General features: G+C 67.3%; 26 protein-coding genes and 1 pseudogene. 9 read left to right on the plus strand and 18 right to left on the minus strand.

Translation table 11 applies throughout. The features are described 5' to 3' along the window. Positions 1–5: 5 nt before the first annotated feature. Genes ACP693_RS08125 through ACP693_RS08150 form a run of 6 tightly spaced genes read right to left on the minus strand, consistent with a single transcriptional unit; the run spans position 6 to position 4,339 of the window. Positions 6–800, minus strand: a complete 795-nt coding sequence (locus tag ACP693_RS08125) for a sulfite exporter TauE/SafE family protein (RefSeq protein ID WP_426017635.1) — start codon at positions 798–800, stop codon at positions 6–8. An 8-nt stretch (positions 801–808) separates the two neighbouring features. Continuing rightward, a complete protein-coding gene (locus ACP693_RS08130; RefSeq protein ID WP_426017634.1) occupies positions 809–2,086 on the minus strand; it encodes an FAD-dependent oxidoreductase in 1,278 nt (425 codons plus the stop codon). After that, positions 2,083–2,505, minus strand: a complete 423-nt coding sequence (locus ACP693_RS08135) for a TIGR01244 family sulfur transferase (protein WP_426017632.1) — start codon at positions 2,503–2,505, stop codon at positions 2,083–2,085. The genes ACP693_RS08130 and ACP693_RS08135 overlap by 4 nt, the downstream gene beginning before the upstream one ends. Positions 2,506–2,534: 29 nt before the next feature. After that, entirely contained in the window at positions 2,535–2,954 is a 420-nt protein-coding gene (locus ACP693_RS08140) for a DUF6691 family protein (protein WP_228184657.1), read from the minus strand. After that, complete coding sequence (locus ACP693_RS08145; RefSeq protein ID WP_228184658.1) at positions 2,951–3,385, minus strand: YeeE/YedE family protein; 435 nt, start codon at positions 3,383–3,385, stop codon at positions 2,951–2,953. The genes ACP693_RS08140 and ACP693_RS08145 overlap by 4 nt, the downstream gene beginning before the upstream one ends. A 12-nt stretch (positions 3,386–3,397) precedes the next feature. After that, entirely contained in the window at positions 3,398–4,339 is a 942-nt protein-coding gene (locus ACP693_RS08150; protein ID WP_228184659.1) for an MBL fold metallo-hydrolase, read from the minus strand. A 104-nt stretch (positions 4,340–4,443) separates the two neighbouring features. On the opposite strand from ACP693_RS08150, the gene ACP693_RS08155 reads away from it, so the two are divergent. Genes ACP693_RS08155 through ACP693_RS08165 form a run of 3 tightly spaced genes read left to right on the plus strand, consistent with a single transcriptional unit; the run spans position 4,444 to position 5,940 of the window. After that, positions 4,444–5,103, plus strand: a complete 660-nt coding sequence (locus tag ACP693_RS08155) for a peroxiredoxin (RefSeq protein ID WP_292036998.1) — start codon at positions 4,444–4,446, stop codon at positions 5,101–5,103. Further along, positions 5,100–5,519, plus strand: coding sequence for an ArsR/SmtB family transcription factor (locus tag ACP693_RS08160; RefSeq protein WP_008259045.1), 420 nt, complete (start codon positions 5,100–5,102; stop codon positions 5,517–5,519). The genes ACP693_RS08155 and ACP693_RS08160 overlap by 4 nt, the downstream gene beginning before the upstream one ends. A gap of 25 nt (positions 5,520–5,544) precedes the next feature. Further along, positions 5,545–5,940 (plus strand): cupin domain-containing protein, encoded by a 396-nt coding sequence (locus ACP693_RS08165; protein ID WP_008263599.1) that lies wholly within the window; start codon positions 5,545–5,547, stop codon positions 5,938–5,940. Between the two features lie 3 nt (positions 5,941–5,943). Here the strand turns inward: ACP693_RS08165 and ACP693_RS08170 are convergent, their stop codons facing one another. From ACP693_RS08170 to dsbD, 10 genes are all read right to left on the minus strand, one after another. After that, complete coding sequence (locus tag ACP693_RS08170) at positions 5,944–7,437, minus strand: L,D-transpeptidase family protein (RefSeq protein ID WP_426017630.1); 1,494 nt, start codon at positions 7,435–7,437, stop codon at positions 5,944–5,946. 35 nt (positions 7,438–7,472) lie between these two features. Then, positions 7,473–8,246, minus strand: coding sequence for a substrate-binding domain-containing protein (locus ACP693_RS08175; RefSeq protein ID WP_426017628.1), 774 nt, complete (start codon positions 8,244–8,246; stop codon positions 7,473–7,475). Beyond that, on the minus strand, positions 8,246–9,145 hold the full coding sequence (locus tag ACP693_RS08180) for an MBL fold metallo-hydrolase (protein ID WP_008261237.1): 900 nt from the start codon (positions 9,143–9,145) through the stop codon (positions 8,246–8,248). The genes ACP693_RS08175 and ACP693_RS08180 overlap by 1 nt, the downstream gene beginning before the upstream one ends. A 64-nt stretch (positions 9,146–9,209) precedes the next feature. Then, on the minus strand, positions 9,210–9,860 hold the full coding sequence (locus ACP693_RS08185) for a peroxiredoxin (RefSeq protein WP_040349365.1): 651 nt from the start codon (positions 9,858–9,860) through the stop codon (positions 9,210–9,212). A gap of 99 nt (positions 9,861–9,959) precedes the next feature. After that, positions 9,960–10,484: a DsrE family protein gene (locus tag ACP693_RS08190; protein ID WP_008262231.1), complete on the minus strand. Its 525-nt coding sequence runs from the start codon at positions 10,482–10,484 to the stop codon at positions 9,960–9,962. A gap of 29 nt (positions 10,485–10,513) precedes the next feature. Continuing rightward, positions 10,514–11,131 carry an SAM-dependent methyltransferase gene (locus ACP693_RS08195; RefSeq protein WP_040349367.1) on the minus strand — a complete coding sequence of 206 codons (618 nt, stop codon included), beginning with the start codon at positions 11,129–11,131 and terminating at the stop codon, positions 10,514–10,516. A gap of 11 nt (positions 11,132–11,142) precedes the next feature. Then, on the minus strand, positions 11,143–12,570 hold the full coding sequence (locus ACP693_RS08200) for a bifunctional metallophosphatase/5'-nucleotidase (RefSeq protein WP_426017625.1): 1,428 nt from the start codon (positions 12,568–12,570) through the stop codon (positions 11,143–11,145). Positions 12,571–12,578: 8 nt separating this feature from the next. Then, the gene (locus ACP693_RS08205) at positions 12,579–13,253 is read right to left on the minus strand and encodes a DsbA family protein (protein ID WP_426017623.1); all 675 of its coding nucleotides are present in this window, start codon (positions 13,251–13,253) and stop codon (positions 12,579–12,581) included. Positions 13,254–13,275: 22 nt separating this feature from the next. After that, the gene (locus ACP693_RS08210; RefSeq protein WP_426017621.1) at positions 13,276–14,070 is read right to left on the minus strand and encodes a prolipoprotein diacylglyceryl transferase family protein; all 795 of its coding nucleotides are present in this window, start codon (positions 14,068–14,070) and stop codon (positions 13,276–13,278) included. Next, on the minus strand, positions 14,067–15,959 hold the full coding sequence (dsbD, locus tag ACP693_RS08215; RefSeq protein ID WP_426017620.1) for a protein-disulfide reductase DsbD: 1,893 nt from the start codon (positions 15,957–15,959) through the stop codon (positions 14,067–14,069). Before dsbD ends, ACP693_RS08210 begins: the two co-directional genes overlap by 4 nt. 62 nt (positions 15,960–16,021) lie before the next feature. On the opposite strand from dsbD, the gene ACP693_RS08220 reads away from it, so the two are divergent. The 6 genes and pseudogenes from ACP693_RS08220 (at position 16,022) to ACP693_RS08245 (ending at position 20,751) form a co-directional block, all read left to right on the plus strand. After that, positions 16,022–16,675, plus strand: coding sequence for a response regulator (locus tag ACP693_RS08220; protein WP_426017618.1), 654 nt, complete (start codon positions 16,022–16,024; stop codon positions 16,673–16,675). A 47-nt stretch (positions 16,676–16,722) separates the two neighbouring features. Next, a complete protein-coding gene (locus tag ACP693_RS08225) occupies positions 16,723–18,000 on the plus strand; it encodes an ATP-binding protein (protein WP_426017616.1) in 1,278 nt (425 codons plus the stop codon). A gap of 154 nt (positions 18,001–18,154) precedes the next feature. Next, positions 18,155–18,910 (plus strand): annotated as a pseudogene (locus ACP693_RS08230) (acyltransferase family protein); the annotation flags it as partial. A gap of 55 nt (positions 18,911–18,965) precedes the next feature. After that, the gene (locus tag ACP693_RS08235; protein WP_426029313.1) at positions 18,966–19,442 is read left to right on the plus strand and encodes a tyrosine-type recombinase/integrase; all 477 of its coding nucleotides are present in this window, start codon (positions 18,966–18,968) and stop codon (positions 19,440–19,442) included. Positions 19,443–19,484: 42 nt separating this feature from the next. Continuing rightward, complete coding sequence (locus ACP693_RS08240; RefSeq protein ID WP_426017613.1) at positions 19,485–20,078, plus strand: DUF6088 family protein; 594 nt, start codon at positions 19,485–19,487, stop codon at positions 20,076–20,078. Next, positions 20,071–20,751, plus strand: a complete 681-nt coding sequence (locus ACP693_RS08245) for a nucleotidyl transferase AbiEii/AbiGii toxin family protein (protein ID WP_426017611.1) — start codon at positions 20,071–20,073, stop codon at positions 20,749–20,751. Before ACP693_RS08240 ends, ACP693_RS08245 begins: the two co-directional genes overlap by 8 nt. A gap of 396 nt (positions 20,752–21,147) precedes the next feature. Here the strand turns inward: ACP693_RS08245 and ACP693_RS08250 are convergent, their stop codons facing one another. Together ACP693_RS08250 and ACP693_RS08255 are read right to left on the minus strand one after the other, a co-directional pair. Further along, positions 21,148–22,146 (minus strand): restriction endonuclease, encoded by a 999-nt coding sequence (locus tag ACP693_RS08250; protein WP_426017610.1) that lies wholly within the window; start codon positions 22,144–22,146, stop codon positions 21,148–21,150. A 368-nt stretch (positions 22,147–22,514) separates the two neighbouring features. Then, positions 22,515–23,852 (minus strand): SidA/IucD/PvdA family monooxygenase, encoded by a 1,338-nt coding sequence (locus ACP693_RS08255; RefSeq protein WP_426017609.1) that lies wholly within the window; start codon positions 23,850–23,852, stop codon positions 22,515–22,517. Between the last annotated feature and the right edge of the window lie 100 nt (positions 23,853–23,952).

Consider the following 23,952-nt stretch of genomic DNA (forward strand, 5'->3'; position numbering starts at 1 on the left):
TGGTCTCACCCGATCAGGCCGAGCGCGCCGGCGCTGCGGTAAAGCATATAGAAGGCGACGACGAAGATCAGCCCGGCGAACACTGTGTTCAATAGGCCTTTTTGTCCTGACAGGGCCTTGGCCAGCCGTGCGCCGACCAGACCGCCCAACACCCCGCCGCCGATGAAGACGGCCGCCAGTGGCCAGTCGACCCAGCCGTTCAGGGCGTAGTTGAACGCGGTGGTGAGGCCGAAGGCGGTGACGCCGACCAACGACGAGCCGACCGCATAGTAGATGGGCATGCGGGTCGAGACCATCAGGCCAGGGACGATCAGGAAGCCGCCGCCGATGCCGAAGAAGCCGGACATGATCCCTGTCAGGGCGCCGGCTCCCACGAGCTTCGGCGCATTGCCCGGCGTTAGCACCACGTCGGGGTCCCCCGAGGCCGAGCGGCCTCTCAGCATCAGCACCCCGACCACCAGCATCAGCGCGGCGAACAGAGCCAGCAGCTTCTGACCGTCCACCGCCTTGCCCAGGCTGGAGCCGAGAAAGGCGCCGAAGACGCCGGCCAAGGCGAACAGGCCGGCGATCTTCCATTTCACCGTGCCGTGGCGCGCGTGGTTGAGCAGATTGGCGAAGGCGTTGGCCGCGACGGCGAAGGCGCTGGTGCCGATCGCCAGATGCGGATCCTTGACCCCCACAAGATAGACGATCAGCGGCACGGCCAGGATGGACCCGCCGCCGCCGACCAGGCCGAGGGTGAAGCCGACCAGCGAGCCGGCGCCGGCGCCGAGGCCGTACTGCAGCGGGGACAGGTCCATGATCCGGCTCAGGCGACGGCGGGACGAGGTTGGATCGCGGGCTCGACGTGCTCGGGACTGGCCAGCCATTCGCGGCCCTTCAGCATGCCCAGCCAATAGATCTCGGGCAGGGCCTGAGCCTTCAGATGCCAGGCCAGACGGGTCGGCTTGGTGCCGTCGAGTATCCATTTCGGGAAGCTGGGCAGGAGCTTGCCGCCATAGCCGAACTCAGCCAGCACGATCTTGCCGCGCTCGACCGTGAGTGGACATGAGCCATAGCCGTCATAGACCGCCCGCATCGGCTGGCCGTCCAGCAGCGACAGGATGTTCTCGGCCACCACAGGCGCCTGTTTGCGGGCGGCCGCAGCGGTCTTGGCGTTGGGCGCCGAGCAGGCGTCGCCCAGGCCGAAGACGTTTTCGAACCGCTTGTGACGCAAGGTGGCGTCATCCACCTCGATCCAGCCGCTTTCGGCGGCCAGCGGACTTTCGCGAATGAAGTCCGGCGCGGTCTGCGGCGGGCAGACGTGCAGGAAGTCGAACTCGCGTCGAACCTGACTGACCTCGCCGTCCGCGTTCGTCACGGCGAAGGTCGCCGTCCTGGCAGGACCATCTACCGCGACCAGTTTCGATCCGAAGTTCAGGTCGATGCGGTATTTGCGGACATATTCCATCAGGGCCGGGACGTAGTCCTTGACCCCGAAGAGCACGGGCCCGGCGTTGTGGAATTCGATCTCGATGTCGTTTCGGCCGTGGTCGCGCCAGTGATCGGCCGACAGATACATGGCCTTCTGCGGGGCGCCGGCGCATTTGATCGGCATGGGCGGCTGGGTGAAGATCGCCCGGCCGCTCTGCATCGCCTGCACCAGCTTCCAGGTGTAGGGCGCGGTCTCATAGCCGTAGTTGGAGGTGACGTTGTTGCGCCCGAGCGTTTCCGCCAGGCCCGGAATGGCGCCCCAGTCCAGCTTCAGTCCCGGCGCCGCGACCAGCATGCGATAGCCGATCCAGCGGCCGTCGGTCAGTTCGACGCGATCGTGGATGGGGTCGAAAGCCGCGACCGAACCCCGCACCCACTGGGCGCCTTGGGGGATCAGATCCTCGGTGCGGCGCCGGGTCCGCTCGGGCGTGAAGACGCCGGCGCCCACCATGGTCCAGCCGGGCTGATAATAGTGATGTTCGGACGGCTCGATGATGCGGACGTCGAGGCCCGTGCGGCGGCGCAGGAGGCTGGCGGCCGTGGCGATGCCGGCGGATCCGCCGCCGACGATCAGGACATCGCAGGACTCCAGGGGCGCGTATTGGGCGCTCATGACGCGGCTCCTTCAAGACGGGGACGCAGGGCGCCGAGGTCGTAGCCTGCGGTCTTGGCGCGGGCGATCAGATGATCTGGGCTCTCCGAGGCGGCGTTCGTGAGCGCCCACAGGATGGTCGTGCGCGTGCCGGTGCGGCAGAAACCGAACACGGGCTGGGGCAGGTCAGCCAGAGCCTCGCGGAAATCCGCCACGTCCTGGTCGGAGATGGCGCCGCCGACCACGGGAACGTGGGCGAAGGCGAGGCCGGCGGCCTCGGCGGCCTGGCGCAGAGCCTCGGCGGTGGGCTGGCCGGGCTCCTCGCCGTCGGGTCGGTTGGAGATCACCGACTGGAAACCCTGGGCCGCGATGGCGGGCAGGTCTTCCGGGGCGATCTGGGGCGAGGCGGATAGGGCCTCGTCCAGGGGGCGGATATCCATGGCATTGTCTCCCTAGGGTCTTTTCTGGTTCAGGCGTTTCGGTCGAGCGTCAGGCGGAACAGCGCCATGCCGGCCACGAGGGCGCCGACGAAGACGAAGGCCTGCCAGGCGCCGGTCGTCAGGGCCGCCAGCGCCGGGCCGGGGCACAGGCCGACCAGCCCCCAGCCCAGGCCGAACAGGACGGCCCCGCCGACCAGGGGGGTGTCGATGGTCCGGCTCTCGGGGACGTGAAAGGTCTCGGCCGCGACCGGAGCATCCATGCGCCGGCGGATCAGATAGGCGATGGCGGAGGGGATCAGCGCTCCGCCCATGACGAAGGCCAGCGAGGGGTCCCAGGCGCCCGTTACATCCAGGAAGGCCAGGACGCGGGCCGGGTTGATCATGTCGGACACCACCATGCCGGCGCCGAACAGCAGGCCGCACAGGACGGCGACGATCAGCCGGTTCATGCCAGGCCTCCCAACAGGTGGCGGGTGACGAAGACGGTCAGGGCCGCAACCGCCATGAAGACGCCGGTGGCGACGATGGAGCGGGGCGACAGGCGGGCCAGGCCGCAGACGCCGTGGCCGCTGGTGCAGCCCGAGCCCCAGCGGGTGCCGAAGCCGACGATCAGGCCGCCGAGCACCAGCAGCCAGATGTCCGAGGTGATCTGCACCTCGGGCCTGCGGATCAGCGCCGAGGCCAGGGCCGCGCCGCCCAGCAGGCCGGCGATGAAAAGCAGGGCCAGGGTACGCGGCGCGCCTTTCGACAGGCCGGTCGCCGCAGCGGTCAGGCCGGAGATTCCGGCCACGCGCCCGTTCAGCAACAGGTAGAGACCGGCGGACAGGCCGACCAGCAGGCCGCCGGCCAGGGGCCAGACGAAGGGGAGGGGCTCAAGCATTAGGGTCTCGCCTCACAGCGCGTTCAGCGGGACCTTGAGGTAGCGCACCCCGTTGTCCTCGGGCTCGGGCGGGCGGCCGCCGTTCATGTTCACCTGGACCGACGGCAGGATCAGCTTGGGCATCGGCAGGGTCGCGTCGCGCTGGGTGCGCATGGCGACGAACTCGTCCTCGCTGACGCCGTCGCGAATATGGATGTTGCCAGTGCGCTGGGCGCCGATGGTGGTCTCCCAGGCGAACTCGGTCCGGCCCGGCGGCGCCTTGTAGTCGTGGCACAGGAAGACCCGCGCCTCGTCCGGCAGGGAGGTCAGGCGATGGATCGAGCGGTACAGGGTCCCGGCGTCGCCGCCGGGGAAGTCGCAGCGCGCCGTGCCGTAGTCGGGCATGAACATGGTGTCGCCGGGAAAGACAGCGTCGCCGATGACATAGGCCAGACAGGCAGGGGTATGGCCGGGCACATGCAGCACCGTGGCCTTCAGCCCGCCGATCTCGAACCCGTCGCCGTCGTTGAACAGATGGTCGAACTGGCTGCCGTCGCGGCGGAAGTCGGTCCCTTCGTTGAAGATCTTGCCGAACACCGCCTGGACGGTGAGGATCTCATGGCCGATGGCTAGCTGCCCTCCGAGCTTTTCCTGGAGATAGGGGGCCGCCGACAGGTGATCGGCGTGGGCGTGGGTCTCCAACAGCCACTGGACCGTGAGACCTTCGGATTTCACGTAATCAATGAGGGCGTCGGCCGAGTCGTGCGCGGTGCGGCCGGACGCTGGATCGTAGTCCAGCACACTGTCGATGATGGCGCAGACGTCGGAGCCGGGATCGCGCACGACATGGCTGACGGTGAAGGTGGCCTCGTCGAAGAATGACCTGACGACAGGGCGTTGGCGAGGATTGCCCAGCGCGGCGCGCACGATGTCGGCGGCGTGGTCGCGGGCGGGATCGGGGATGGGCGAGGACATGGCGTGTCTCCGTTTCGGTGACTCAACACATATACCCATTCATGGTTCGTGCAAGTATGTATTTTAATGTAGCGGAAACGGTGGGAAGCGCTTAGCTTGCGGCTATGGAAACGATCGACACCGGGCCAGCCGCCTATCCCCCCGCAATGCGCGCCCTGCGCATCAACGACACGGCGCCGGACTTCAGCGCGCGCACGACGCAGGGCGAAAAGCGCCTGAGCGACTATCGCGGCCGCTGGCTGGTGCTGTTCTCGCATCCGGCGGACTTCACGCCGGTCTGCACCAGCGAGTTCGTGGCCCTGGCCCGGCAGTCGGACGCCTTCGCGGCGATCGATTGCGATTTGATGGCCCTGTCGGTCGACAGTCTGTATTCGCACCTGGCCTGGCTGAAGGACATTTATCGCCGCTTCGGCGTGAAGGTGCCGTTCCCGATCATCGAGGATCCCTCCATGGCCATCGGCCACGCCTTCGGCATGGTGGACGCCGGCTCGAGCGACAGCGCGACGGTGCGCGCCACCTTCGTGATCGATCCCGAAGGCGTGGTGCGCGCCATCAGCTGGTACCCGATGAACATCGGCCGCTCGGTTGATGAACTGCTACGTCTCGTCACCGCCCTGCAGACCTCGGACCGCGAGGCGGCCTCCACGCCGGCGGGCTGGATGCCCGGCGACGCTCTGCTGGAGCCGGCCGCCACCACCCTGGACGCCGCCATCGCCGACGGTGAAGGCGATGCGCCCTGGTACTATCGCGAGCGCCGCGCATGACCGACGATCAAGCGGCCGCCATGGAGCGGTTGAAGGAAAAGGCGCCGGAGGCCGCAGAGCTGTTGCGCCAGCTGGCCAACGCCAACCGGCTGCTGATCCTGTGCCATATCGCCGAGGAGGAACGTTCGGTGGGGCAGCTCGAGGCGGACCTGGGCATCAAACAGCCGGCTCTGTCCCAGCAGCTGGCTGAGCTGCGCCAGTACGGTCTGGTCAAGACGCGTCGTCAGTCGCGCTCGATCTTCTATTCGATCGCCGACGAGCGGGCCCAGGCGGTGATGGGCATGCTGTACGAAATCTTCTGCGGCGATGCGAAGGCGGTCGGCGCCCGCGTCGCCGCCCCGGCGCCCCGCCCATCGACGCCGGCGCGCGGCGACACGGCTCAGTTCGCGCGCATCACCGCCGTCGCACGTCGCTGACGGCCAACCCGCACAGGAGACTCTCGTGAAGGGCTTCATCGACAATATCGAACGTCTGACGGAAGAGAACACAGACTTTCGCCGTGTTCTCTACACCGGCCACAATCTGCAGCTCGTCCTCATGGCCATTCCGGCCGGTCAGGAGATCGGCGAAGAGGTCCACGACGACCGCGACCAGTTCTTCCGCATCGAGGCGGGCGAGGGCGAAATCTGGATCGATGGCGTTCGTCACGCCGTGAAGGCGGACGACGGGGTCATCGTCCCTCAGGGCGCCCGGCACAATGTGGTCAGCACGGGGTCCGAGCCGCTTCGGCTCTACACCCTCTATGGCCCGCCGGAGCATCTCGACGGGACGGTTCACGCGACGGTGGAAGAGGCCTCCGCCGACCACGAGCACTTCGACGGCCGCACGACCGAATAGCCGTCAGGGGCCGACGTCGTCCGCATCGGCGCGCCGGTCGTCGGGCCGCGGCAGGTGCAGGGCGATGCCCAACGCCTCCGCCAGACGGGTGTCGCGACGATAGATGTCATCGCGAAAGGCGACGCGGCCCTGGCCGTCCAGGAACGCGGTCCAGTACAGTAGGCGCACGTCGATCGGCCGACCGGTCGCCACACGGACGGTCTGGCCGCTGTCCAGCGCGGCGTCGAAGCGGGCGAGCCTCTCGGGGTCGGGCGCCAGGAGAAGGCGGGCGAAGCCGACGGCGTCCTGCACCCGCACGCAGCCGTGACTGAGATGGCGGAAGCTCTGGTCGAACGCGCCCCGAGACGGGGTGTCGTGCAGGAAGATGGCGTAGCTGTCCTGAAGCTCGAACTTGACCTGGCCCAGGGCGGCATTCGGACCCGCGCGCTGAACCACCATGCCGTTCTGGATCGTCATGTTGTTCGCCCGCATATAGCCGGCGCCACGCGGCAGGATCTCGCGCTGGGCGATGGAGGTCGGCACCGTCCAGGGCGGATTAGCGACGACCGAGGCGAAGGGCCGTTCGAGGCTGGGCGTCGCATTGTCGGCGTCACCCGTCACGACCCGCATCGAATGCACGGGCCGACCGTCCTTCCAGTAGACCATGATGGAGGCGGCGGTGTTCACCTCGATCCGTTCCGGGGCCACGTCCCGCTTCAGCCAACGGCGGCGTTCCAGATTGAGCGCGATCTGGCGGGCACGGGCCTCGGCCGAAATCGACAGCGCCCGCTGGGTCGCCGGGCCGATGCGGGCGTCTGCCTCCAGACCGTGGCGCACCTGAAACGCCCGAACGGCTTCTTGCAGCACCGACCCGTAGTCACCGCCAGACGGGCCGATCATCGCGGCGGCGGCGTCGCTCAGATCGCCTTCCACCCGAAGGCGCGGCAGGAGCGCGGGAAGACGGGGGTCGGACGCAAACGGTTCGATCGTCGCGCCCAGGGCGAAGGGCGGCCAGCCGCCGCGGTCGGCGATGGCGCGATAGCGGAGGACGCCGTCGCACAAGCCCTGATAGCCGCGGTCCTGGGGCGCGAGGCCCGCCATCGTCTCGGCCAACGTTCCGTCGTCGACCGCCGTCGCCAGCAGCGGCGGCGTATCGACCTGGTTGCGACCCATCTCCCAAAGCGTCTCCACCGATGCCGGGTCGACCCGGCCATGGGCGAGCGCCTCGGCCAGGGTCAGGACGGCCTGGGTCAGTTCGGCTTCACTTAGGGCCAGACCGTCGGGCGCGGATAGACCGTGGCGGTCCGCCAGGGCCAAGGCGTCCATGGCTTGCCGGCGCGCTGGCCCCGCCCAGGCAGGGCGTCCGTCGCGGGCGGCGTAGAAGGCTGCGGTCAGGGCGGTGATGTTCAACGCGGCGGGCGCCGATACGGCTCGCGCGGTCGTCGAGAGCCAGAGCGGCGCTGCGGCCGCCGCGAGCAGGTGTCGGCGGTTCAAGGTAAAGGAGCGACGGTTGGCCATGCCGCCGACACCGCGGGGTTCACCTTAAGGCAGGCTTAAGGTTGGCCGGTCCGCCAGCCCCAACGCGCGAAGATGGCGGCCCCCTCGTCGGACTTCAAAAATTCGAGGAACGGCTGGGCGTCGGCGTCCTGGCGGCCGGTCTCGGTCACAACGGCGCCGGCGTCGCGGTAGATGCGATAGGGCTCTTCGACCTCGACCACATCAGCGAGGTCCGGATTGGCGACCTGCCAGATGCCCCAGATGATCCAGGCGTCCAGCGTCGGGTCGTCGATCCAGGCTTGTCGGGCCTCGGCGCTGTTGCGGGCGTAGACGACGATGTTGCGACGCAGCGCGCGCACCTTGGCGATGTCGCCGGTGCGACCGGCCATGTCCTCCCACAGGCCGTTCTGGCCCGCGCCGTTGACGACCAGGACTCGGCGACCCGGCTGGAAGAGATCTTCCAGGCCGCCGACGCCGTTCGGATTTCCCGGGCGAACGAGAATGGAGGCGGTGCGCAGATAGAGCGGCTCGACCGCCTCGGCGCGGATGCGGCCCTCCAGAGCGCTGACGAAGTCGGTCATCATCGTCTCGGAGCCGGAGAAGATCAGGTCGCCGTCCGCCTTGGCCTGGTCCAGCCATTGGGGCGTGGGTCCGGCGACCACGGCCACGGCGCGACCGGTGCGCGCCTCATAGGCCTTCGCCGCTTCGCGCATGGCGGGGGCGGGGCCGCCCGGGCCGTAGACATGAAGAGGATCGGCGGGCGTCTGGGCGTGGGCGGCCAGGACCGTTGCGCTCAATAGGGCGGCCAACGCCAGTGTGGACAGACGCATCAAGAGTTCTCCTGGGGCGGGGCGAAGTGATTGGCGGGGATCTTGAAATAGATGCGGCCGTCCTCGGCGGGTGGCGGCAGCACTCCGCCGCGGATGTTCACCTGAAGCGCGTAGAGCATCAGGTTCGGCAGGGGAAGGGTGGCATCCCGGCCGTCGCGAAGCCGCACGAAATCCGCCTCTCCGCGTCCGCCGCCGACATGGATGTTGTCCGCCTTCTGCTCTCTCACGGTGCTGAAGCAGGCGGGCTCGCGGCCATCGGGACCGTAGTCGTGGCCGACGAAGACGCCGGTCTCCTCGGGCAGGGCCAGGATGTCCTGGATGCTTCGGTAGAGGGCCTTGGAGTCGCCGCCCGGAAAGTCGGCGCGCGAGGTGCCGGCATAGGGCATCATCAGGGTGTCGTGGACGAAGGCGTTGCCGCCGATCACATAGGTAATGGACGCCAGGGTGTGGCCTGGGGAGAAGATGACCCGCCCCGTCAGGTCGCCGACAGCAAACGTATCACCGGCCTGGAAGAGACGGTCCCACTGGCGACCGTCGGTCGGGAATTCGTCGTCCAGGCCGTAAATGTCCTTCCACAACCTCTGGACGCCGATGACCTTCTCGCCGATGGCGGTTGGAGCCTCCAGCTTCTCGTTGAGATAGGGCGCGGCCGAAAAGTGATCGGCGTGTGGATGGGTGTCCAGCAGCCATTCGACCGTCAGGCCTTCCGCCTTGACGTAGTCCAGGATGGCGTCGGCGTTGCGGGTCGAGGTCGCCGCCGCCTTCTCGTCGAAATCCCAGACCGGATCGATGATCGCGCATTTGCGGCTGACCGGGTCGGAGACGACATATTGCCAACTGCCGGTCTTCTTGTCGTGGAGCGCCGCGATGCGCGCTCCGCCGTGGTCGATGATCTGCATGATGGCTCCGTTTGGTTTGCGAAGAAAAGGGCCGGACCGCTTGCGCGGTCCGGCCAGCGTCCGATCAGGCGGCTTTCGGGGCGTCGGGGAGGTCGCGCGTCGAGAAATACCAGTCGGTGTAGACGTAACCCTCGGAAGCGCGAGCCTCGGCCGCCTCGGCGGTCTTGGGCGGAGGGACGATAGCCGGTTGGCCAGGGCGCCAGTTCTCAGGCGTCGCGACCCCGTTGGCGTCGGACGCCTGGAGCGCGGTGAGCAGCCGAACGAACTCTTCGATGCTGCGGCCATTGCTCATGGGATAGTAGACCATGGCGCGCAGCTTGCCTTCCGGATCGATCAGGAAGGTGGCGCGAACAGCCGAGGTGTCGGCCGCCCCGGGGTGGATCATCCCGTAGGCCTGGGCCACCTCCATCTTCAGATCCTCGATGATGGGGAAAGGGATTTGGACGCCGAACTTCTCCTTGATGTTCCGGGTCCAGGCCAGGTGCGAGAAGATGCTGTCGATGGAGAGCCCCAGGAGCTCGCAGTTCATGGCGGCGAACTCATCCGCGTGCTTGGCGAAGCCGATGAACTCGGTCGTGCAGACCGGGGTGAAGTCCGACGGATGGGAGAAGAGGATCAGCCATCTGCCGCGGTAATCGGCCAGGCTGCGATCCCCGTGCGTGGTGCGGGCGTGAAAGTCGGGGGCGGGTTCGTTGAGGCGGGGCAGTCCGGTCATGTCGATGTCTCCTTCAGACGCCCCATTGAACACTTACATACACACTTACACAAAATAATAGTTCTTATGGCCAGGGAAGGTTCCGTCTATGCCGAGCCGTCAGTTCACAACCAGGGCATATCCAGCCTGCTGGTGGTGGATGACCGTCATCAGGGCGGCGAGATCGACGCTCACGCCCGGTTCGAGGTCGGCTTGCGCGATGCCGTTCCCCGCCATGGCCTGGCCGCACAGCCGAACCTGGACGCCGGCGGCGATGAGGCTGCGGATCAGGGCGCTGTTGGGATTGGCGTCGCCCTTGCCTCGCGCGGCCCAGGCGGCGTCGGACAGGACCGCAGGGGTGGCTGCGCCGTGTAACACGACGACGATCTGACGCTGGTCGGCGTCCACGCCGCCCGCCGCCAGCATATTCGCCAGCCGCGCAACGCGATCCAGCCCCTTCAGCGGCCTGTCGTCCGGACCGCCCTGGGAGACGTCGAAGATGACCCGATAGACGCGCGACGGATCCGCCTGTTCGCCGGCCTCGGGCAGGGGCTTGAAGCCGCCGAAGCCAGAGACAGCCTGGGCGAAGCTTGGGGAGGCCGCCAGGGAGGCGGCCAGGGACAGGGCGAGGAGGAGGGTTTTCATGGCGGGTTCCGGTGTGCGGGCGCTGGGGGTCAGGGACGGCGGGCGACGAGATCGATCAGGGCGGACCGGCCGCTATGGCCGGCGCCTTCGGAGACGTCGCTGTCGTGGCTATTCAGATGCAGGATGTCGAAGTCGGCGAAGGCGTCGCGGAGCAGCGCCTCGGTGTAGAGGTTCTCGACCTGCCCCGGGCCGCCCGTTCCATAGGCGATCTGTTCCGGCCGATAGCCCTGCAGCAGGATCAGGCCGCCAGGCTTCACGGCCGCCTTCATACGCTCGAAAATTCGGTCGCGCAGGGGAGGCGGGGCGAACTGAATGAAGACGGCGACCACGACGTCGAAGGCGTCCTGCGGCCAGGCCCAGGTCTCGAGGTCCGCCACCTGAGCGTCCAGTGTGACCCCGCGTCGCTCGGCCAGGGCGAGGGCCTTCTCGATCGCGCGTGGGGCGATATCCGTGGTGGTGACGGCCAGACCCTGTTCGGCGAGCCACACGCCGTTTCGCCCCTCGCCATCGGCGACCGCCAGAGCGGTCATGCCGGGCTGGAGCCGCGCGATCTGAGCGGCCAGAAAGGCGTTGGGCGTCTCGCCGAACAGATAGTCCTGGCGGTCATAGCGGCTGTTCCAGAAGTCGCGGGCGGCGACGGAGTCCATAAGGTGTTCCTTCATATGATGAGGACGCTCGCAGGCAGATCGGTCTCGCCGGGCGTATGGTCGGCGAACCAGGATTCAAGCGCGCCCACAGTGTCGATGTCGAGCGTCCGGCGGTCTCGCCCGTAACGTTCGGGCACCCCCTGGGCGGTGACGAAGGCCACCGGATAGTCCGCCTCCGGCTCGACAGGGCGGTCCCCGACCAGCAGGCGATCAAGGCGCTGCCCCTTGGGATTCTCCAGCTTCACAAAGGCCGTGAGGCCCCGGCAGCGTTTGATGTAGCCGCCCATCTGCGCGTAGGGGTCGGCGGCGAAGGTGCGCTCAAGATTCTCTTCCAGCATCGCCTTCAACTCGGCTCCGGTCAGCGTCGTGCGCGAGATGGGCGGGTTCATCGGCGCCATATTGTAGAGGTCGCCCAGAGTGACCGGGCCCGGTGCGACGGGCGCGCCGTATCGCCAGCCGTTCGAGAAGGCGATGTCCACGCCCGCCGCCTGCGCCGCAGCCGCCAGCAGGACGTCGTCCATCGGCGCGCTGGCCATGGCGTAGCGGTGAAGGGGGATGGCCGTGCGGGCGATGACGCGCGCCAGACGTTCCCGCTCGGGAGCCAGGGCCGTCTCCACCAAGCCGGCGACTTGATCGTCTTGGGGGCCAGCGTCCACGGCTATGAGCCGATGGCGGCGCAGGGACACGCGGCCGTCTGCGATCTCCAGGTCCAGCCGGCCGATATAGGCGCCGTGGCAGCCGGACTGAATGATCAGGGTGTCGCCGACGCGGGCCGGCTCGTGCAGGCGGTTATGGGTGTGGCCGCTCAGGATCACGTCGACGCCCGGCGTCTCGGCGGCCAGCTTGAGATCCTGCGGAAAGCCCAGGTGGGACAGCAGGACGACCAGATCGACCTTCTCCTCGCGGAGCTGGTGCAGTTGCTCCCGGGCTTCGGCCACACCCATTTCAAACCGCACGCCTTCAGAGAAGGCGGGGGGCATGGTTTTGTCGACGATAGGGCAGGCCAGGCCGATCACGCCGATCCTCAGACCGCCGCGCTCGAACACCCATCGCCCGTCGAACACCGGCGCGCCGTCATCTTTGCGAAAGACATTGGCGGCCAGGACGGGATACTCCAGTCGCGCCGCCAAAGCCTTGAACCCCGCCGGGCCATAGGCGAACTCCCAGTGCGCCGTCATGGCGTCGATCTTCAGGGCGTTCATGATCGGAACCAGCGCCTCGCCCCGGCTCGCGACGGCGACCCGCGTGCCATGGAAGGTGTCGCCGTTGTCCAGGGTCAGGCACGGACCTTCGGCGCGCGCCTCTTCGAAGATGCGGGCGATGCGGGCGACCCCGCCCAGCCGGTCGAACCGCCAGCCGCCCTCGGTGCGCACCAGTTCGGGATGCGGCTCGAGGTAACCGTGCAGGTCGTTCAGCTGGAGCAGGGTCAGGTCAGTCATGGTCGGTCTCAGCGCAGCGGTTGTCCGGAACGAATACGACCGATCACCGCCTCCAGTTGCGCCTGGGGCATGCCGCCAGGAATCAGATTGCCGTTGATGATAAAGGCGGGCGTGCCCTGCAGGGCCAAAGCCGCCGCCTCTCGGCCGTTGCGGTCCAGCACGGCGTCGATGTCTGCGCGGTGATCGGCCAGGTCCTCGTTCAGGCGCGCCATGTCTACGCCGGCCGACTGGACCAGACGCGTGATGTCCGCCTGGTCGGCGATGCGCGACGGCGACAGCATGAAGGCGTTATGGACGGCCTCGTACTTGCCCTGATAGCCGGCGGCCAGGGCGGTTCGGGCGGCGGTCTCCGACACGTCGCCGAAGATCGGCCAGTCCTTGTACAGGACGCGAACCTTGGGGTCCGCCTTCAGCAGGCCGTCGATCTCGGGCTGCATCTTCTTGCAGTAGGGGCAGTTGTAATCGACGAAGCCGATAATGGTCACATCGGCGTTCTCGGCCCCAATGAAGGGCGCGGCGGGATCGCGAAGCAGGTCGTTGAAGCCGACCTGGGCGATGGCGGGCATGTCCTGTCCGGAGGCGGCGGAAGGGCTGGCGGGCGCCGCGCCGTTGTCAGCGTCGGCGGGGCCGCAGGCGGCGAGCGCCAGAACGGCGGCGAGGGCAGGGGCGAAGATGCGGTTCATGAAAGCTCCGTGAGGCGAGGGGTCAATGCAGACGCGCGATTTCGGTCGCGATCTGTTCGGGGGCGATTTCCCCCATGTGGGCCTTGGCCAGACGGCCGTCGGCGTGGAGGAACAGGGTCACCGGAATGCCGGCCGTGCCGTAGTGGCGCGGCACCGCCATGGCCTCGTCGAACAGGACATGGTCGAGCGCCAGTCCTTGGCTCTGGAGGAAGGCGCGAACGCCGGCCTCGCCCTCGCCCTGGTTGACGAAGAGGAAGCGCACGTTCGGATGGGCTTTCTCGGCCTGGGCCAAGGCCGGCATCTCTCGTCGGCACGGCGGGCACCAGGTGGCCCAGAGATTGATCACCGTGGGCCGGTCGCCCGGAGCGGAAAGGTCGACGGGCGGGGCGTCCATCGCCGCCAGCGTCAAGGAGGGCGGCGCCATGGGCTGCGTCGCCGACGCGAGCTGATGGGCGGTGGTCCAAACCAGGGCGCTGGCCAGCACAGGCGCAATGGCCCAGGCGCGTTCGCGCCTGGTGCGCAGCAGCAGGAGGGTGGCCAGGATCACGACCGGCGCGACCCAGATCCAGTTGAACCCGCCCTGCCAGACCGCGAGCGCCCGCCACGGGTCGGCGCCGAAATACTCCCAGTGCGTCGCCACGTGACCGAGGCGGGCGGCCGCCAGACCGCCGAACACCAGGACGGTGCTCCACAGGTTGAAGCGCGGGCTGACCCGGCTGGCCAGCAGTCCGGCGCCGATCATGAAGACGAACACGCCTGCGATGATGGCGAACCGTTCGCCCGACAGGACGAGCGGGCCCAGGGTGATGGCGTTCATGCGGCGGCTCCGGCGCTCTGCAGGGCGGAGGCGACGTCTTTTGCCGACATCTCTCCGATCAGCCGGCTGCCCGGCGCTTCGATCGCCGAGGGCGACAGGAAAATCATCGTCGGCGGCCCCACTACCCCGTGCCGCTCAAGAAGCGCGCGCGCCTCGGGCGTGCTGCGCGTGACGTCGACCTTGATCAGGTCGGTGTTCGAAAGGCCGGCGATCACGGCGGGGTCCTCGAACACCGTCCGCTCGATCACCCTGCAGCTGACGCACCAGTCGGCGGTGAAATAGATCAAGGCGGGACGTTCGCGGGCGCCGGCGTCGGCGACGGCGCGGTCCAGCGCGGCCTGATCGAGCACGACCGCCGCGGTCTCGACCGGCGCGTCGGCTGTAACGCCGGCGGGACGCGCCAGGGGTTCGAGCGGGCGCCACGGGTCGTCAGCTCCGAGACTGAGTCCGACCAGCAGCAACAGGCCCCAGGTCGCGGCCGCCAGGCCGGCGACGCGGGCGACGCCGCTTCTCAGGTTCGGGCTGAGCGGCTGGAACAGGCCGAGGGCGGCAGCCAGACCGAGCGCCAGCGCCGCGCCGAGAGCCAGCGTCGCCGTCGGCGGCAGGATGCGGCCGGCCAGCCACCAGGCCATGCCCAGGAAGATGAAGCCGAACAGCATCTTCACCCGGTCCATCCACGGCCCAGCCTTGGGCAGGAAGCGCGCGCCGACCGTGCCGAACACGATCAAGGGCACCCCCTTGCCCAGGCCCAGGAAGAACAGGGCCGCCGCGCCCAGCCCAACGTCGCCGGTCTGGGCGATATAGAGCAGGGCGCCCGCCAGGGGCGCGGTGACGCAAGGCCCCACGATAAGGGCGGAGACGAAGCCCAGACCTGCGGCTGAGGGCAGGGAGCGCCGCCCATCGCCGCCGTCGCGAGACAGGCGGCTGGTCCAGGCCGAGGGCAGTTGCAGCTCGAAGCCGCCGAACATGGACGCGGCGAGGATGACGAAGACGACAGCCAGCGCGCCCACGGCCCAAACCGACTGGAGCGCCATCTGCAGGTTCTGTCCGGACCAGGCGGCCGCGACGCCCAGGAGGGCGAAGGCGATGGAAAGGCCGAGCACATAGGCGACCGAGAGCATCAGGCCTCGGCGCGTACCGCGCCCGTCCACGCCGCGTCCGATGACGCCGGCCAGGATCGGATACATGGGAAAGACGCAGGGCGTGAAGGCCAGCAGCACGCCGAAACCGAAGAAGGCGAGCAGGACCCAGGTCGCCCCGCCCTGCAGCGCCAGGCGATCGACGAAGCCCGGGTTGGCGTCCAGAGTGACCGCTGGGGATGACGCGACCGGCGAAGGCGCCGACGCGCCCTCCTCACTCGCAGGCGCGGGTAGAGCGTCCGGCGCCTGGATCGCCAGCATGGCGGCGGCCTGTGCGGTCTGCGCATCGGCCTCCCGCGCGGCCACGTCGGACTGCGGCCGGGTCGGCACGTCGATGGTGCGCGTCATCGGCGGGTAGCAGATCGAGTCCTCGAGGCAGCCCTGATAGGTAATGTTGACCGACGTCGGCTCGCCCGCCTGCGTCAACGTCTGCGCCGACAGGGTCGCGCGACCCGCATCATGCCAGACGTCGACCACGCCGAAGCCCGGATCGTCCTTGGTTTCACCAGCGGCAAGTTCCAGCGGCAGCGACTGTTTCCCGCCCGGCGTGCTGGCGACGGTGTGGTCGCGATAGAGATAGTGGCCGGGCGCGATGTCCCAGGCGAAGGCCAGGTCGCCGTCAGCCTCGCGTGTCACCGTCAGAGCAAAGGCCTTGTCGGGCGAAAGCGGAGCCTGACCCAGAGCCGAACCCGGCAGGGCGAAGGACAGGATCGCGAGAGCGGCGGGCAGCAGTCGGCGGAAAAACCTCATGGCCATCTCGTCGGCAAGCGAGCTTAAGTCAGGCTTAAGCCGGAGCCTGCACGTCACACCGCATGAGATTGCTCGCCATAGAAGACGATCCCGTCCTCGCCGACGGTCTGCAGGTCGGGCTCAGCGCCTGCGGCTGGACGGTCGAGGTCGTCGGGCGGGTGGAAGACGCCCTTGCGGCGCTTGAGAGTTCGGCTTTCGATGCGGTCGTGCTGGACCTGGGCCTGCCCGACGGCGACGGGCTTTCGGTGCTGCGCTTTGTTCGCGAGCGCGACATGGATGTCGGTGTGGTCGTCTTGTCGGCGCGCGACGACAGTCGGGACCGCATTCTGGGTCTGGACGCCGGCGCAGACGACTATCTCGGCAAGCCGTTCGATCTCGACGAACTGGCCGCGCGATTGCGCGCGGTGCGGCGTCGCCTGCTCGGACGCTCGACACCCGCCTTGCGCCACGGCGGGGTGACCATCGATCCCAAATCCCGCCTGGCTTGGCGTGAAGACGGGGACCTTCCCCTTTCGAGACGTGAGTTCGCCATTCTGGAAGCCCTGATGGAACGACCCGCACAGGTGCTGTCGCGCAGTCAATTGGAAGAACGGCTGTACGGCTGGCAGGAGGAGATCGGCTCCAACGCCGTGGAGGTGCACATCCACTATCTGCGGGCCAAGTTGGGAGCCGGCTTCATCCGCACCGTGCGCGGCGTGGGATACACCCTGCAATGAGTTCAATCCGCCTACGACTTTTCGTTACCCTCGCGATCGTCACCGCCATGGTCTGGGGCGGCGCCGTCGTCTGGGTCGAGATCCAGACCCGGGCCGAGGTGCAGCGGGTGTTGGACCGACGCCTGATGGAGTCGGCGCGTATGGTCTCTTCCCTGATGCAGGCCGGCAGCGTTCGGCCAGCGATCCAGGCGCCCGACACCGCGTCCGGCGACGTCTACGACCGTCAGCTCTCCTGTCAGATCTGGTCGCTGGACGGCAATTTGATCGGTCGGTCGCAAAGCGCGCCTGCCGAGCGGCTGGCGGAAGGGGGCGACGGGTTTTCCGAACGCACGATCCGCGGCGAGCGCTGGCGCGTCTACACGGTGCACGACCGCGACGCCGGTTTCAGGGTCATGGTCGGGGACAATCTGGCCGTCCGCGAACACCTGGTCGGCAATGTCGTCACCGCCTTGATCGGTCCGGCCGTGCTCGGCCTGCTGGCGCTGGGTGTGCTGATCTGGTGGTCGGTCGGGCGAGGGCTCGCGCCGATCCGACAAATGACCCGCAATCTTGCGGTACGGGACGCCGAGGATCTGACCGCGCTGGACGTGTCGCCGGACGCTCGCGAACTTCGTCCCTTTGCCCTGGCGCTGAACGACCTGATGTCACGCCTTGGCGCAGCGCGGCGTCGCGAGGCCGAGTTCACAGCCGCCGCCGCGCACGAGTTACGTACGCCTCTGGCAGGCCTGCGCGTCCAGGCGCAGATTGCGGCGTCGTCTTCGGACCCTGCCGTTCGAAGCCGTGCGCTGGAGCAGATCCAGACTTCCGTCGATCGGACTGCTCGCCTTGTTACGGGGTTGCTCGCCTTGGCGCGAGAGGACGACATGCCGGTCAGCGACGAGGATCGCCGCTGGGTAACGCTTCGATCGCTGTTTGCGGGAGCGGAAGGCGATGCTCGGGTGACCTTCGTCGAAGGTGATGCGCTCTTGAACGTGGATCCGGATCGATTTGGCGCAGCCGCCACCAATCTTCTCGCCAATGCGCAGGCGCACGCGGAATCCTCGATCCAGATCAGCTACGACGAGACGTCCGGACGCTTGATCGTCGAGGACGACGGACCGGGTGTGGCCTTCTCCGATCTGCATCGTTTGGGCAGGCGCTTCTTCCGCGCATCGAATGCACCTTCAGGGGGAAGCGGTCTGGGCCTCTCCATCGTCCTCGCCACCGTTAAAGCTCATGGCGGGCGCGTGCAGTTTCTGCGTTCTCCAGGCGGAGGGCTTCGTGTTGAAGTGATCCTGCCGCTGAGGCCATTGACGACCTTTGACGGCTCCGTTGATCGCCATTGACTGCAGGGCCCTCCTTCCTCGACCGTTGCGTCGGCGCGAAACTGCAACTTGGCCTCCATCATGGGACCAAGCCGCCAGGCCAATCTCGCAGCTTGGATAAGTTCCGCAGAGGCCTGATAATCCTTTGTTGCCTGCTCCAGGTTCAGTCTTCCGCATGACCCGCGCCGACGAAGAGCCGATCAATCCGGCGCCACCACGCATCGCCCGCGGCGGCTGGCTGGACGCACTCCGGTTCATCGTGGGATCGCTGATCATAGTGTACCATTTTCGGGACGCCGCTCCGGTTCCACTGCCGCATTTTCATCCGGTGTTCGACCGGGGCTATCTGCTGACAGACTTTTTCATCATCGACTCCGGCTACGTCCTGGCGCGCGTTTACGGCGACCGCCTCGCCGCCGGGCAGGTTGCGCTGCGCACTTACGCGCGTCAGCGCCTGCTGCGGGTAATCCCCGCCCACCTTGTCGTCAGTCTTCTCCTCGCAGCACTAGTCAGTGGCGCCGCGCTGGTCGGTGTCATGCCTAGCAATCCGCGCTGGTTCGACTGGACGCAGCTGCCCGCGCAAATGCTACTGGTCCAGGCTTATGGGGGAGGCGGCCAAGGCTGGAACGCACCGACTTGGACTCTCTCGGCCCTGATCGGTTGCTACCTGCTGTTGCCATGGATTTGCCGGGTCCTGTGGCGCTGGCCGCCGGCTGTCGTCCTGGCTGGAGTCAGACTTTTCCTCGTCGGTGCCGACATCGCGGCTTCGCTGTGGCTTGGGGATCCAATCTACAGCCTTCCGATGCGCTACGGCATTCTCCGCGCTCTGCCGCTCTTCCTGCTCGGTGTCGCGGCGGCTTATCATGGCTCTCGAGTCTATGTCGCCCCGCGCGTGGCCGGGGCGATCGGTGTCGGCGCAGCCAGCGTCCTCGTCATTCTGCAGGTCGTCGGCGCAGAACGCCGTCTGGTCCATTCCCAAGGCGCGCATGAAGCGGTCGCGACCCCACAACGTCTACCTCTCGACTCAGATGGTGGACATCCTGATCGCCCTGAAGACCTGCGCCGGGAATTCGAAATACCTCCTGCCGTCGCGCTACGACGCCGATGCGCCCATGTCGCGGGCGACGTTCAACCGGGTGACGACCGCCATAGCGGACCGCGCCAAAGCGCAGGGACTGCCGCTGGAGCCTTTCACCGTCCATGACCTGCGGCGGACGGCTTCAACCCTGCTGCACGAGATGGGCTTCAACTCGGATTGGATCGAGAAATGCCTCGCCCACGAGGAGCGCTCGTCGCGCGGGGTCTACAACAAGGCGGAGTTCGAGATGCAGCGCCGTCACATGGCGCAGCAGTGGTCGGACGCCGTCGAGGCGTGGGAGCAGGGGCGTTCGTTCTCGCCTGTCCTGGCGCCGCCGGAGACGGGCGCTCCACGCTTCAGCCCGGCCTTCTCGGCGTTAACTTGAATGTGTCAGAAAATGAACTATGTTTCTGACAGGAGTGAACCGATGCAGACCCTCGCCGAACACATCCTCGCGCATGCCGCGACCTTGCCGGAAGGCCAGCCCTTGGCCGCGAAGGGGCTGCTGCACCTGGGCGAGCGGGCCGCCGTGGATCAAGCGCTCTCACGGCTCGTCAAGCGCGGACGCCTCTTGCGGGCAGGGCGGGGGCTCTACGTCCTGCCCGTCCAAGGCCGCTATGGCGAGCGCCCCCCGACCATAGAAGCCCTCGTCGAGCGGCTCTCGGCCCAAGGCGGCGAGACGGTCGTGCGCAGCGGCGCGGCCGCAGCCAATCAGCTGGGGCTCACCACCCAGACGCCCATTCGCCAGGTCTATCTGACCAGTGGCCGAAGCCGCCGGCTGCAGCTCGGCAAGCAATCGGTTGAACTGCGGCACGCTCCGGCTTGGCAACTCGTCCTGCCCCACATCGCTGCGGGCGAGGCGGTCCGCGCCTTGGCGTGGCTGGGCCCGGAGCAGGCGGGAAGCGCCCTCAAAGCGTTGCGCCGCCGCTTGCCTCGGAGCGCGTTCGAGGAACTGGTCGGGGTGGGCGCACGCCTGCCGACCTGGCTCGCCCGCTCGGTGAGCCTGGCGGCGCATGGCTGACGTCTTTCTCGATCTCGATGACGCCGACCGCCGCGAGGCGCTTCAGGTCGCCGCGGCGGTGTCGGGACGGCCTGTGCATCTGCTGGAGAAGGATGTCTGGGTCGTCTGGCTTCTCGACGTTCTGTTCCGTGCGCCCTTTGGGGAGCACCTGGTCTTCAAGGGCGGAACGTCGCTCTCGAAAGCCTACGGCCTGATCGACCGTTTCTCCGAAGACCTCGACCTCACCTACGACATTCGCACCCTCGCGCCGGACCTTGCGGACCCGCACGGCGATGGCCTGCCGACGGCCATAGCCGAGGCGAGGCGATGGAGCCGGGTCGTGCGGGAGCGCCTGCCGTCTTGGGTGTCTGATACGGTGTCCCCCTTTGTCGAGGGCGCGCTCGCGAGCGAGGGATTGGAAGCCGATTTGGTCGAGGACGGAGACAAGCTGACCGTCGCCTACGGACCGCTGGCCCAGGGCACGGGCTATGCGCCGCCCTCGGTGCTCCTGGAGTTCGGCGCTCGCGCCACGGGAGAGCCTGCCGAGGCGCGAGACGTGATCTGCGACGCTGCAGCAGTCTTGCCCGACGTCGTCTTCCCGACCGCGCGGCCCCGCGTGATGAAAGCCGAGCGGACCTTCTGGGAGAAGGCCACGGCTGCTCACGTCTACTGCGTGCAGGGCCGGATGAGATGAAAGACGCCGTCGTCCGTCGATAGTCTTCGTCCAGTTGGCCGAAGGGCGAATCCAGCACCAGTGGCGCCACGGTGCCCTTCAGAAGGCGGTGGTCGGATGCGTTTTCACGGATCTTGGCGAACTCCACCAAGGCGGCCGTAAAGGCCAGGCCAAGAAGCTGATTCTCGCCGCTGGATTTGGGCATCTGAGTGCCCGCTTCGTTGACCAGGCTTATCGAATAATCGCTGCTCATGCTCAGCTTGAAAGCCTTGGCACTTAAAGTTCCACCGGCATTTAAACGTCAGGTTGGGCGACCAGATTGAGCAGCAGGTTCGCAGACGCCCACGGCCAGAGACCCGAGACTAGGTACTGAAGAGACGGTTGCAGGAAAGGGCGACAGAGCGGGCGCCTCCGCGATCAGATCGCGGTCGCGAGGTCTGAGGGCGCCGCGAGCTTGGGCGGCGGCTCCGTCAGGCGCGTCGTTCCTCCAAGCAGAAGCGCCGGGAGATCATCATCCGACTGCCAGAGTTGCGTCTCGGCGCGGTAGAACGCCTTGCAGAGGGCGGCGACCTTGCTGCGGTCGCCGAGGTGAATGGCGGTGTTCTGAAGTTCGATCAAGCCCTCGAAGATGCAGTCCGCGAAGCCGCCCGTGCTCAGGATCAGGCCGGCGGCCGATCCTCCCTTCGCATTGACCTCGACGAACCGCTTGACCACGCCCGAGCCCGCCTTGGTCTGCCAATGCTTCACCTCGACCAGGTAGACCTTCGCATCGCGGTCCTTGAGACGGACATCGTAGCCGCCATCCTTGGCCGACTGCGTCACCTCTGTATCGAAACCTAATCCTTCAAAGACCTCGCCGAGCAGCTGCTCCATCATCCGCCATTCGACCTCGCCCATCTCTGCGGGGGCCGTGGCGAGATGGAGCGCCATGGCGCGTAGGGCGCGCTTGAGAATGGATGGGATCGGAAGGTTGGCCTCGTCCTCGATGGCGATCCGCTTATTGATCCAGATGCGCAGATCCCTGGCGTCGAGCAGATCCACCTTGCCGAGCAGGCCCTCCTCGGCGCGTTCGCGGGCCAACTGGGAGTATCCGCCAAGACTGACGATGAGCACCCGGTCGAGGAGGTCCTTCCGCACCAGATCTTGCGCGCGGTAGACGGTCTGGCCGCTGACGTTGCCGCGCATGCCCCGGACTTCGACGCCGACCCGTTCGGTCTTGTCCTCGATCCGAGCTTCAAACGTGGCGTCGAGGCGCATGCTGGTCTCAGGCAGCCGCGCCTCTTGTTGGCCCTGGGCGTAACCGGCCGCCTGGAGGATTTCGAAGACGACCGCTGAGACCTCGCTCTCCCGAGTATCGGATTTCCGGACGAGGGCGTCCAATGCGTCGCGCGCACGCAAAAGGTCGGCCTTGGCCATTGGACTTCGAACTCCTGAAGAGACGCGGAGGTCAGGCTGTCTCGGCCACTCTCTGATTTCGAGGCGCCCTTACAGATGGTGAGGTTCGTGATGGGGCAGGCCGAGCGGGTGCAGCCGCTGTTCTTGGCGCGGGTTGGACCGCTGCCTCAAGGCGTTCGCCGACGGTCATCCCCTCATAGGCCTTCAGCCCATCGCGAAGGATGTCGCGGATCAACTGGTTTTTGGTGATGTTTAGGGAAAAGGCCAATCGTTTCAGATGCCGATCAACGTCTGCCGCAAGATAGACCGTTCGCAGGACCAAGTTTTCCGTGTTCTCTGACATAACCATCTCCTTCATGCGTTCATATGTACATATGAATGCGTTCAGTTCAAGGTTTGGTTCCTGATTTCGCGATCGGCGCGGCCGTGTTGAGATGAGGGAGAACGTAGGGGAGGAGGATCGCATCCGCCATGTCCCCCAAGGTCATCAGCGACGCGTGACCGGGGTGCTTGAACCAGGACTTCCCCGGAACGTGGAAGTTTGGCGCCGTTCCGCCGAGGGGCAGGGAGAGGTCCTCGCTCATCTCCTTTTCAAGCGTCTCCGAGTCCTTCGCGATCCGGTCGCGCAAGCTGGGGATCAGCCATTCGCGGAACCACCAGCCGTCGAAGCCGCGGGCGTCGATGACGACGCTGGCGAAGATCGGAGGCGCCGACGCGCCTGGGGCGAAGGCGTTGTACTCGACCATCAGCGAGCCTTCCGGTTCCGCCAGATCGTACAACTTGACCCCCTTGGCCTCACCCGGGGTGTAGACGACGTTCTCCGCCCGACCGAGGTCGTCGATGACGGTCTGCCACACAGCGCCGCGCGTCAGGCGATCGCTGAACTCCTTGCGCTTCTCAGGGGACAGGGTCTCCCAGACCTCGAGGTTCTCGAACATCCGGTTCTCGAAGGCGCTGTCGATCCGTCCATAGAGCGTCGGCTGCGACCCGATGATGCGGATCGGCTTAGTGACGCCGGCCCGGACCAGCCAGCCCGCAATGGCGGCGGCTGTCCCGCCGGCGCCGATGATCACCACGTCCTCGTCGCTGGCGTCGTCGTCGATGCGGGCGAGGTGGTCGCGGATCCCATGACGGTTGGTCCAGAAGGTCTGGCCGTTGAACACCCACCGATTGCCGAGATCCTGACCCATCGCCGGCCGCGGGGGGCCCGAACCAGTGATGACGACGCCGTCAAATTCTGAGAGATCCTCTTCGTTGCCGTCACGATCATAGAAGACCGTCCAGGCGCCGTCTTGGCGGCGAAGTTTGAACACCTCGCCGATCTCGACAACGGCTCCGGACCGCGCGATCGCGTCCGCGATGTAGGCCGCGAAGGCCTCGTGCGACGGCCGATGACGGCCGGCGCCCACCCAGCGCGCGTACTCGTCATTGCGGATGAGGTAGGCGGCCCAGGAATATTCGGCCAGCATCCGCTCGGCGATCTTGCCCGGTTCTCCGAAGGCGTCCGAATAGGGGAAGCCGAGATCGCGCTCCGCCGGCGTGCACAGGCACTGGACGCCATCGGTATAGCCGGACTCGCCGCCGCTCCAGTGCGCCCCGGGCGTCGACCGTTCGAACACGGTGGCCTCGATGGGAACGCGGAAGAGATCGCGCAGGCAGGCAATCTTGGCGCAGAGCGCTGCGGCCTTGGGGCCGCCGCCCACGATGGCCAGGCGAATGGGGGTCACAGCGTTCCTCGTCGTCGCCGCTCCTCAAGGGAGGCGGTTCTTCGTTTCAGCCTTGCAGTATAGGCGCTGATTCCGTGCACGGCGAACGGGTTCAGCCTGC

Origin of the sequence: Brevundimonas sp. TWP1-3, from assembly GCF_049896085.1 — a bacterium.
Classification (GTDB): Bacteria; Pseudomonadota; Alphaproteobacteria; order Caulobacterales; family Caulobacteraceae; genus Brevundimonas.

What these genes read in the sequence shown, in the direction of transcription:
- ACP693_RS08125 (WP_426017635.1), bottom strand. Translation starts at nt 800, where the DNA reads ATGGACCTGTCCCCGCTGCAGTACGGCCTCGGCGCCGGCGCCGGCTCG.
- ACP693_RS08130 (WP_426017634.1), bottom strand. Translation starts at nt 2,086, where the DNA reads ATGAGCGCCCAATACGCGCCCCTGGAGTCCTGCGATGTCCTGATCGTC.
- ACP693_RS08135 (WP_426017632.1), bottom strand. Translation starts at nt 2,505, where the DNA reads ATGGATATCCGCCCCCTGGACGAGGCCCTATCCGCCTCGCCCCAGATC.
- ACP693_RS08140 (WP_228184657.1), bottom strand. Translation starts at nt 2,954, where the DNA reads ATGAACCGGCTGATCGTCGCCGTCCTGTGCGGCCTGCTGTTCGGCGCC.
- ACP693_RS08145 (WP_228184658.1), bottom strand. Translation starts at nt 3,385, where the DNA reads ATGCTTGAGCCCCTCCCCTTCGTCTGGCCCCTGGCCGGCGGCCTGCTG.
- ACP693_RS08150 (WP_228184659.1), bottom strand. Translation starts at nt 4,339, where the DNA reads ATGTCCTCGCCCATCCCCGATCCCGCCCGCGACCACGCCGCCGACATC.
- ACP693_RS08155 (WP_292036998.1), top strand. Translation starts at nt 4,444, where the DNA reads ATGGAAACGATCGACACCGGGCCAGCCGCCTATCCCCCCGCAATGCGC.
- ACP693_RS08160 (WP_008259045.1), top strand. Translation starts at nt 5,100, where the DNA reads ATGACCGACGATCAAGCGGCCGCCATGGAGCGGTTGAAGGAAAAGGCG.
- ACP693_RS08170 (WP_426017630.1), bottom strand. Translation starts at nt 7,437, where the DNA reads ATGGCCAACCGTCGCTCCTTTACCTTGAACCGCCGACACCTGCTCGCG.
- ACP693_RS08175 (WP_426017628.1), bottom strand. Translation starts at nt 8,246, where the DNA reads ATGCGTCTGTCCACACTGGCGTTGGCCGCCCTATTGAGCGCAACGGTC.
- ACP693_RS08180 (WP_008261237.1), bottom strand. Translation starts at nt 9,145, where the DNA reads ATGCAGATCATCGACCACGGCGGAGCGCGCATCGCGGCGCTCCACGAC.
- ACP693_RS08185 (WP_040349365.1), bottom strand. Translation starts at nt 9,860, where the DNA reads ATGACCGGACTGCCCCGCCTCAACGAACCCGCCCCCGACTTTCACGCC.
- ACP693_RS08190 (WP_008262231.1), bottom strand. Translation starts at nt 10,484, where the DNA reads ATGAAAACCCTCCTCCTCGCCCTGTCCCTGGCCGCCTCCCTGGCGGCC.
- ACP693_RS08195 (WP_040349367.1), bottom strand. Translation starts at nt 11,131, where the DNA reads ATGGACTCCGTCGCCGCCCGCGACTTCTGGAACAGCCGCTATGACCGC.
- ACP693_RS08200 (WP_426017625.1), bottom strand. Translation starts at nt 12,570, where the DNA reads ATGACTGACCTGACCCTGCTCCAGCTGAACGACCTGCACGGTTACCTC.
- ACP693_RS08205 (WP_426017623.1), bottom strand. Translation starts at nt 13,253, where the DNA reads ATGAACCGCATCTTCGCCCCTGCCCTCGCCGCCGTTCTGGCGCTCGCC.
- ACP693_RS08210 (WP_426017621.1), bottom strand. Translation starts at nt 14,070, where the DNA reads ATGAACGCCATCACCCTGGGCCCGCTCGTCCTGTCGGGCGAACGGTTC.
- dsbD (WP_426017620.1), bottom strand. Translation starts at nt 15,959, where the DNA reads ATGAGGTTTTTCCGCCGACTGCTGCCCGCCGCTCTCGCGATCCTGTCC.
- ACP693_RS08220 (WP_426017618.1), top strand. Translation starts at nt 16,022, where the DNA reads ATGAGATTGCTCGCCATAGAAGACGATCCCGTCCTCGCCGACGGTCTG.
- ACP693_RS08225 (WP_426017616.1), top strand. Translation starts at nt 16,723, where the DNA reads ATGGTCTGGGGCGGCGCCGTCGTCTGGGTCGAGATCCAGACCCGGGCC.
- ACP693_RS08235 (WP_426029313.1), top strand. Translation starts at nt 18,966, where the DNA reads ATGAAGCGGTCGCGACCCCACAACGTCTACCTCTCGACTCAGATGGTG.
- ACP693_RS08240 (WP_426017613.1), top strand. Translation starts at nt 19,485, where the DNA reads ATGCAGACCCTCGCCGAACACATCCTCGCGCATGCCGCGACCTTGCCG.
- ACP693_RS08245 (WP_426017611.1), top strand. Translation starts at nt 20,071, where the DNA reads ATGGCTGACGTCTTTCTCGATCTCGATGACGCCGACCGCCGCGAGGCG.
- ACP693_RS08250 (WP_426017610.1), bottom strand. Translation starts at nt 22,146, where the DNA reads ATGGCCAAGGCCGACCTTTTGCGTGCGCGCGACGCATTGGACGCCCTC.